We start from the raw sequence: 8,346 nt of genomic DNA on the forward strand, positions 1-8,346 counted from the left end.
GTGGGGGACCAAGGACTGCCAAGCGCGACACCATAGACGCTAACCCGCCGCCGCCCAGCGGTCTGTGGACGATTACGCAGAACGGGCGCTCCGCGGCCTGTGGACGACTACGCAGAGCGGGCGGCCCAAGCGGCCAGCACCGCCGCCTCCTTCTCGGGCGCGATGCCGTGCAGCGCCTTGGCCCCGTACGACCGCTCCGCCTCGGGCACGTCACGCAGCCACGCCCACGTGTCCCGCACCGTCTCCGCCACCGGCCGTACGCGCAGCCCGGCCGCCTCGGCCTTGGCCGTGGGCACGCTCCAGAAGTTGGCGATCTCCTCCGACGGCGGCCCGCCCCACAACGGCAGCTCCACGAACGTCCCCACCCCCTGATCGACGAGGAACCGATCGTCCACCCAGACGAACTCCGCGTCCGACCTGGTCGCCTCCTTGCCCAGCTCCAGCCACTCGCCGTACGTGGTGTTGCCCGCGGGCCCGGTCACCGCGAACCGGTCGGCCGTACCGAGCTCCGCCTGGTCCAGGGTGAAGACGGCGATGTCCCGCGCGTCCACGAGCTGCATCGGCGTGCCCGGATCACCCGGCGCGAGCACCTGGCCGCCCTGGGAGATCCGGTTCAGCCACCATGGCAGCCTGCCGACGTTCTCGTACGGGCCGAGGATCAGGCCCGGCTGCACGATCAGCGCGTTGCCGTCGAACCCCTGCTCCACGGCCCGCTCGCAGCCGCCCTTCAGCACCCCGTAGTCACCGTCGTCAGGACCGGCGTCCGGCGCGCAGTCCCACACCCCCGAGCCCTCGGTGGCGGGCTTGCCGGGGAAGCCGTCGATGGCGGAGACCGAGGAGATGAACGCGTATGTCCCCACACGTCCCGACAGCGCCCGCGCCGACTCACCGACGACCCGCGGTACATAGCCGGACGTGTCGACCACGAAGTCCCACGCGTGCCCGTCGGCCAGTCGTTCGAGGTCCGCGGTCACCTCGCGGTCACCCCGGATGGCCTCCACACCCGGCAGATCCGCCCCGCTCTGCCCCCTGTTGAACGTCGTGACCTGATGCCCCCGCGCCAGCGCCTCCTCGACGATGGTTCGTCCCAGAAATCTCGTCCCGCCGATGACCAGTACTCTCATGCCGACATTCTTCGCGTACGACCAACAAACCGGTCATATCTTCACGGAGAGCGTAGACGAGAGGGGCGGCAGCATGTGCACCCTGGCGGAGCTGATGTCGAAGTACAGGCCCACCAGCTCTAGCTGCCCGGCCCGCACCTGCTCGTCGACCTTGCGGTAGGTCCGCAGGTTCTCCAGCTGCTGCTGCACGTTGACCTTGCACAGCCGGTCCAGCGCCCCGCCGTCGAGCGGTTCGTCGGCGGTCTCGATGAACGTGGCCAGGCTGTGGTAGCCGTGCCGCAGCCAGCGCCGCATCCCCGGCAGGCTACCCGCCTTCACCCCGCCGCTGAGCAGCCCGCACATCGCCCCGCAGCCTGAATGCCCGCAGACCGTGATCGTGTGCACGCCCAGGACCTGCGTCGCGTACTCGATGGCCGCCACCACCGAGTCGTCGTGCGGCTCGGCGCCCCTGCGCGGCACCAGGTTGCCGATGTTGCGCACGGTGAACAGGTCGCCGGGGCCGCTCGCGGTGATCAGGCTGGGGATGACCCGTGAGTCGGCGCAGGTGATGAACAGGTGCGTGGGCTGCTGCTTGCGGGCCAGCTCGGTGAAGATGGGCCGCACCAGCGGAGCCGTACGCCGGTGATACTCCCGCGCGCCCGCCGTCAGCTGGCACTCCACGCTGGCTGGACGGGGGTTGCCCGGAGCCGAGGCGCCGTGCCGGGCGGGGCGGTGGTGGCGTTGCGACCACGGCAGCCACCACCGCTCCGGCGTCCGCGGCGGCGTCTTGGTCCGGGACAGGCGGGTCCCGCTGGCCGCCATCGCGTACCACTCGTCGTGCAGCTCGTCGATGTCGACGCTGCCGCCCAGCCGCTCGTGGTTCAGCCGCCAGGAGTGGATCGCCTCGAAGGCGGCGTTGTCCATGAAGTCGATGTTCAGGTCGAGGTCCACGGCCGTGCCGGGCGGGATGGCGCGCAGCTCGTGGGTGAGCCTGGGCACGCCCAGGAAGGTGAGCGAGCCGGAGATCGTCGCGTGGACGCGCCCGTCCTGCTCCGGCCGCGTCTTGACGGTGACCCAGGTCAGCCGCCGCAGCGCGAGCAGCGCGGCCAGCGCGAGACCGGCCAGCACCCCCTCGGCCAGCCCGAGGACCAGCACGGCCCCCATCGTCACCAGGTAGACCGGCACCTCGCCGTGGCCGTGCACCTTCCTGACATGGCCCAGGTTGACCATCTGCACGCCGATGAAGACGAGCAGCGCCGCCAGCGCCTCCATCGGGATCAGCTTGATCGTCCAGCCGAACCCGAGGACGAACACCACCACCCACACCCCGTGCAGGACCGCCGAGAACCGGCTGCGCCCGCCCGCCTGCACGTTCGCGGTGCTGCGGACGATCACCCCCGCAACCGGCAGCCCGCCCAGCGCGCCCGAGACCATGTTGGCCACGCCCTGACCGCTCAGCTCCTGGTCGAGGTCGGTGCGGGGGCCGTCGTGCATGCCGTCGACCGCGACCGAGCAGAGCAGCGACTCGACCCCGGCCAGCAGCGCGACGAGCACCACAGCCGCCACGATCCGATGCCAGTCGCCGGACGGCAGCACGGGGAAGGCCCAGGAGGTGACGGCGTTGGACAGGTCGATGCGGGTGACGTCCCAGTCGAACGCCCACGCGGTCACGCCGGCCACCAGCAGCGCGGCCAGCGGCGCCGGCACGGCCTTGATCCGTTTGGGCAGGCGCGTCCACAACGCCAGCACGGCGATCGTGAGCAGGCCCACCGCCACCGTGTGGCCGTGCATATCGGCCAGCTGCGCGGGCAGCTCCACGATGTTGGCCAGGGCCGAGCGCTGCGGTCTGCCGCCGAGCACGACGTGCAGCTGGGAGAGCGCGATGACCACGCCGACGCCCGCGAGCATGCCGTGGATGACCGCCGGCGAGACCGCCAGCGCCGCCCTGGCCGCCCGGAAGACCCCGAGCACCAGCTGCACCGCCCCCGCGATCAGAGTGATCATGCAGGTGGCCCGCCAGCCGTACGTCTGCACGAGATCCGCGACGACCAGGGACAGGCCCGCCGCGGGCCCGCTCACCTGTACGGCGGAGCCGCCGAGCGCGCCCGCCACGATGCCGCCCACCATGGCGGCGATCAACCCGGCGGCCAGGGGGGCACCCGAGGCCATCGAGATGCCCAGCGAGAGGGGCACCGCGATGAGGAAGACCACGAGCGAGGCAGGTACGTCGTACCTGAGCGTGCTCAGCACGCGACTCAGAGTGCCGATCATACGTCGAACCCTATTGCCCCGCGTGCCGGGGGCTTAAGGGGTCATCGGCGGCTTTACAGATTAATGAGTGGCCGCCGTCACTCGTCCGCCGTCCGGCGGTCGGCGTGGGAGCCGCCGATCAGCGGTAGTAGTCGGGGAATTCCTGCTCGGGGGTGGAGCGACGGTGCCCGCCGCTGTTGCCCTGGGCGCCGCCGTTGCGGCCGCCCTGCCGGGCACCCGCCTCGGGCGTGCCGCCGTAGTTGGGCCAGGCGGCGTTGTTCGCCGGCGGCTCGCCCCAGCCCGCCGGCATCTGGCCGGGCGGAATGCTGGTGATGTCGCCGGTCTCGTACGCGAAGGTCTGCGCGATCTGGCCGGGCGGGAGGCTGGTGATGTCACCCGTCTCGTACGCGAAGTGCTGCGGCGCCGGCTGCATGGGCGGGGCCGAGAGCACGTCGTCGTAGGCCGAGACCGCCCGCGCGGGCGCCGTGGGGGTGCCGGTGGCGGGGGAGGGGCCGGTCAGCGGGTCGGAGTCGTCGGCCACGGCCCAACCTGCCCGTACCTCATATGAGGCCGGATAGGAGGAGCGGGGGGCGGCGGCGGGCTGCTGCGGCTCGAAGGCCGGCCAGGAGTCGCTCGACGGGGCGGCGGGAGCCGGGTCGTCGAGGATGTCGTGGTGCTGCAGCGCGGGCCACGAGCCCGACGCCGTCGGCACGATCGGCGGGTTGGTCCAGGTGGTTTCCAGCGGGTCGGTGTTGGCGCCGTAGACCGTGAACGGGACGCCGGCCTGCGCGCCGCCGATCGGGGAGACCGGCGCGGCGGGGGCCGGTGTGGCGGGGAACGAGCCGCTGCCGCCGACAGCGGGGAAGGACCCGCTGGTGGCCGGCGTGGCTGGGAACGAACCGCTGGTGGTGGCCGGGCTGTTCGTGCTCAGCGAGGTGCCGCTGCCGACCGCCGGGAAGGAACCGCTGCCCGCCCCGGGCTGGGGCGGCGTCACCTGCTGCGCGCCCACGCCGAGGATGCTCATCACGTCGGGCGGCGTCGGCGCGGAGAACGTCATCGTGCGCTGGTCGGCCAGCTCGGCGGCCGTCGGTGCCGGACGCTGCGCCGACTCCACGAGGTCTGCCAGACCGGACGAACCGGACGAGGCGGCCGCGGCGGCGGGCCGCTGGGAACGCGAACGCTGGGATCGCCCGGGAAGCGGCGCCTGGACGGTGGCCGCGTTGGGGTCGACGGCGGTGACGGGCTCGCGCTTGGCGGGCTCCCGCTTGCCGGACCGCTCCCGCTTGGTGGCGGGGCGCTGCTGCTCGCGCTGGGCGCTGGGCTGCTTCTCTCGCTCCCGCTCCCGCTCGGCGGCGGCTCGGGCGGAGGGGGTACGCGCGGCGGGCCTTTGGGCGGGCTTTTCCGCGGGCCGTTCGGAGGGGCGCTCTGAAGGACGCTCTGAAGGACGCTCGACGGGGCGGGAGGCGCCCTTGCGCGCCGCGACCGTGCCGCCGGCGCCGAAGCCGCCCTCTTCCGCGTCGCTGCGGATGTTGGCCCAGAACTCCTCGTCCTCGACGTCGGTGTGCGGGTTGCCCCACTCGTCCACACCGCGCTTGCCGCGCTGGCCGGTGCGTACCGGTTTGGCCTTGGCCTCGCCGATAGGACTGAAGTCAGGGCTGAAGTTGTTCATGCGCGGTTCGCTCTTGGAGAACTCATCCGTGGAACGCGTCTGAGTCCTCTCATCCTTCTCGGCCATCTGCTTCAGCCGCTCGGGAGGCAGAGAGCTCTCCCGACGGTTCATGGAACGCATGCCCAGTGCCACGACGACGAGCACGAGGAGCACGACAGCGACCAAGCTGACTACGACCGCGATCATTGCACCACCCTCAAAGCCATGGCCTCCCTGCGGCACCGGTGAGATCGCGCGGCCATCGACGCGACCTTCCCCCTTTGATCACCAGCACCTAGCGATTGGATCTGATTGTGTCGGACCACTATGAGCGTTGTCACACCCTACGTGAAGAATTGGTAACTATTACTACGTTTAGTGAGCGGTGTCTCACTGGATGTTCACCACCGTGAGCCGGCCGCGGGCAATGGTCTGGTCCGCGATCTTTCTCAAGACCTCGGAGAGGGGGGCGCCCTCCTGGACATCGACCTTGCCGTTCAGCGAGTAGACGCTGAAGCGGTAGCTGCCCTTCTCCACGCAGGGGGGCTGGTAGCCCGCCTTGCCGCTGGTCACCTTGGCCTGGCTCGCGCCTTCCGGCGGGCTCGCGGCGGCGTTCGGCCCCAGCTCGGTCGTCGTCGCGGGGATGTTGTAGAGCACCCACTGGACGGCGGATTCTGATGGTGAGAGAGAGTCGACCACGATCGCGATCGACTTGGCGTCGGACAGAGGCTCGCTGGACCAACGCAGAGGCGGACTGCCCTGAGCGCCCTTGCAGGAGTATTCGCGCGGCAGCGGTTCGCCCGCGCGCAACTCCGGGCTCGAGACGTTGATCTCGGCGATCTCCTTGGCCTGGGACCTTCCGATGAGGAAGTCGCAACCGGACGACGCGAGCACGACAGCCACCGCTGTCACAGAGACAGCGATGTGTCTCACGCGTCTTGCCGTGCTACACAGCCCCATGCCGCATGATGCTACGCGGCTATCCGCCGTGCGCCGACCGTTTCGCGAGGGTCGGTGGTCGGTAAAGGACCGTAAAGCGGGTGCAATGCGGGCAAGATAGGAGTGAACTTCGCCACATCCATGACCTTCGCCGCCCTCGGCCCGCAGGTGGCTCGGCAGGGCCGGGAATCGCGGGGATCGCCGGGGAACCGGGTCTCGGCCTGCTGGTTCTCCTCGCCGTGACGATGGCCACGCCCGACCGGCCGATCGAGCGGACGCTGGGGGACGGCCTGCCCGGCGGGTGCGGGGACGCGATGCGGGTCCAGTCCGCTTGCCAGGGCACAGCGCTCGCTAAAACCAGGTGCCCAGGTACGCGAACACGGACGGACACGGGCGGACGGTCACGGGGGCACGGGCGGACGGACGGACGGTCACGGACAGACGGTCACGGACCGGGCCGGGAACCGGTCTCACACGTGGCTGCGGAAGACCCTGATCGCCAGTGGCGCGAACACCACCACGAACCCCGCCGACCACAGCAGCGAGACCATCGTCGGCCAGGCGATCTCGCCGCCGATCAGCAGGCCGCGGATCGCGTCGGCCAGGTAGGTCACCGGGTTGACGTCGGACCAGGCCTTCAGCCAGCCGGGGAAGGTGTCGGCCGGCACCAGCGCACTGCTCGTGAACGTCAGCGGCATCATCGTCGAGAAGGAGATCATCTGCACCTTCTCCGGACTCGACGCCTTGAGCCCGATCAAGACCGACATCCACGACATCGCCAGCGCCACGACCACCAGCAGCGCCAGCGCCCCGAGCAGCCCCGCCACGCTGGTCGTCACCCGGAACCCGAGCACCATCCCGAACCCGACTAACAGCGCGAACGCCCACACCTGCTTGAACGTGTCGGCGATGATCCGGCCCGACAGGGGCGCGGTGCGCGCGATCGGCAGGCTGCGCAGCCGGTCGAACACGCCCTTGGTGATGTCGGTGTTGAGCCCGATCGCCGTGGACAGTGTGTAGAACAGGGCGTTCTGGACCAGCAGGCCCGGCAGGGCGAACTGCAGATAGTCGCCGGTCGAGCCGGAGATGGCACCGCCGAACACATAGGTGAACAGCAGCAGGAACATGATCGGCTGGATGCTGAGGTCGAGCAGCTCCCACGGGTTGTGCTTGATCTGCACCAGGCTCCGCCAGGCCAGCGTCATGGTCTGCCTGAGGGTGGCGCCGGGACCGACCCGGCCGGGCAGGGTCGTCGTGATGGCGGTCATCAGGACCTCCCGTGGATATTCCGGCGTTCGCGCCGGGGAGGAAGCGGGAGTGGGAAGGCCCTGGAGGGCTTGAGTGTGCCCTGAGGTTCACCGTTCATTGGTGGTCTCCTGCCTTGCGGTGTAGCTGTAGCCGTCGGCTCTTTGGGGCAGGCGGATGTGTTTGTGGTTGATGCCTTGGTGAGTGCCGGTCGCGGTGGTGATGTTGAAGGAGCCTGTGGTGCGGACGGCGACGCGTCCGGTGTGGACTCCGGTGTGCTTGCCTTTGGTGAGGGTGGCGCGGACGAGGTCGCCGGTGGCGAATCCGTGGACGTGCTTGATGCGGGGAAGTCGCAGGCGGGGGAACCCGTATCGGTCGGTGCGGGTTCGGCCGTAGGTGCCGCGGCCGGTGGCCCGGACCACCAGGACGCGGCCCGGCCACCCGGTCACCTGCGCGAGTTCGCCGACGTGCAGGGCGTCCAGGGTGTGGGACTTCGGCGCGTTCGTGCGGGAGCGGTTCCATTTGGTGCGCCCGCCCGATCCGGTGGCCACGGGCAGAGTGGTCGCGGTCAGTGCCCGCCACAGCGCCCAGCGGGTGGCGTTGACCGCTGCGGCGTCTCGGAGCGGGGCCTGGGCCTGCTTGAGGATGCGCGCCAGCAGCGCGGGGTTGCCTTGCAGGAACTGTTCGACGGGCGTGGTGTTCTTGGCCTGGTTGCACGGCCGGCACGCCAATGTCAGGTTGGAGATCCGGTCGGAGCCGCCGCGCGCTTTGGGGTGGATGTGCTCGACCTGCAACGGCGTCCCCGCCTTGCCGCAGTAGGCGCAGGTGCGGCCCCATTTTTCCAGCAGGTATTGGCGGGCCTCGTATCCGGCCAGTGTGCCCTGCTGGTATTCGATGCCTTCCAGGGGCTTACCCGCCGAGATGGCGTGGGTGTCGAAGGCGACGCGTTCGACGTGGATGGCGCGCACGGGTGCCCACCGGCCCAGCCGGGCCACCCACGACATGGTGGTGTCCAGGCGGTGCCGCAGGGACGGCGCGAGCCAGCCCTTGGGCCTGGTGCGGTTGAGGAATCGAGGCGCGCGGTAGCGCAGCTTGCGCGACCTTCTGCTGCGCCGGTAGTTGGAGCGGGCGGTGAGCTTGTCGCGGATCGCCGCGCCCCGA

General features: G+C 70.5%; 6 protein-coding genes. All 6 read right to left on the bottom strand.

The features are described from left to right. Positions 1 to 107: 107 nt before the first annotated feature. The gene (locus tag ACIBO2_RS37900; RefSeq protein ID WP_397303236.1) at positions 108 to 1,124 is read right to left on the bottom strand and encodes an NAD-dependent epimerase/dehydratase family protein; all 1,017 of its coding nucleotides are present in this window, start codon (positions 1,122 to 1,124) and stop codon (positions 108 to 110) included. Positions 1,125 to 1,157: 33 nt separating this feature from the next. Further along, positions 1,158 to 3,374, bottom strand: a complete 2,217-nt coding sequence (locus tag ACIBO2_RS37905; RefSeq protein ID WP_358557086.1) for a bifunctional SulP family inorganic anion transporter/carbonic anhydrase — start codon at positions 3,372 to 3,374, stop codon at positions 1,158 to 1,160. Positions 3,375 to 3,492: 118 nt separating this feature from the next. After that, the gene (locus ACIBO2_RS37910; RefSeq protein ID WP_397303238.1) at positions 3,493 to 5,208 is read right to left on the bottom strand and encodes a hypothetical protein; all 1,716 of its coding nucleotides are present in this window, start codon (positions 5,206 to 5,208) and stop codon (positions 3,493 to 3,495) included. Positions 5,209 to 5,391: 183 nt separating this feature from the next. After that, the gene (locus ACIBO2_RS37915) at positions 5,392 to 5,913 is read right to left on the bottom strand and encodes a YbhB/YbcL family Raf kinase inhibitor-like protein (RefSeq protein WP_358557091.1); all 522 of its coding nucleotides are present in this window, start codon (positions 5,911 to 5,913) and stop codon (positions 5,392 to 5,394) included. Between the two features lie 497 nt (positions 5,914 to 6,410). After that, a complete protein-coding gene (locus ACIBO2_RS37920) occupies positions 6,411 to 7,208 on the bottom strand; it encodes an ABC transporter permease (RefSeq protein WP_358557094.1) in 798 nt (265 codons plus the stop codon). A gap of 87 nt (positions 7,209 to 7,295) precedes the next feature. After that, on the bottom strand, positions 7,296 to 8,346 hold a 1,051-nt coding region (gene iscB / locus ACIBO2_RS37925; protein ID WP_397303241.1), incomplete at its 5' end, for an RNA-guided endonuclease IscB.

This window comes from Nonomuraea sp. NPDC050022, from assembly GCF_044460705.1.
GTDB lineage: Bacteria > Actinomycetota > Actinomycetes > Streptosporangiales > Streptosporangiaceae > Nonomuraea.

Excerpts from the sequence above, each read along its gene's own strand:
- ACIBO2_RS37900 (WP_397303236.1), bottom strand. The coding sequence starts at position 1,124 with ATGAGAGTACTGGTCATCGGCGGGACGAGATTTCTGGGACGAACCATC.
- ACIBO2_RS37905 (WP_358557086.1), bottom strand. The coding sequence starts at position 3,374 with ATGATCGGCACTCTGAGTCGCGTGCTGAGCACGCTCAGGTACGACGTA.
- ACIBO2_RS37910 (WP_397303238.1), bottom strand. The coding sequence starts at position 5,208 with ATGATCGCGGTCGTAGTCAGCTTGGTCGCTGTCGTGCTCCTCGTGCTC.
- ACIBO2_RS37920 (WP_358557094.1), bottom strand. The coding sequence starts at position 7,208 with ATGACCGCCATCACGACGACCCTGCCCGGCCGGGTCGGTCCCGGCGCC.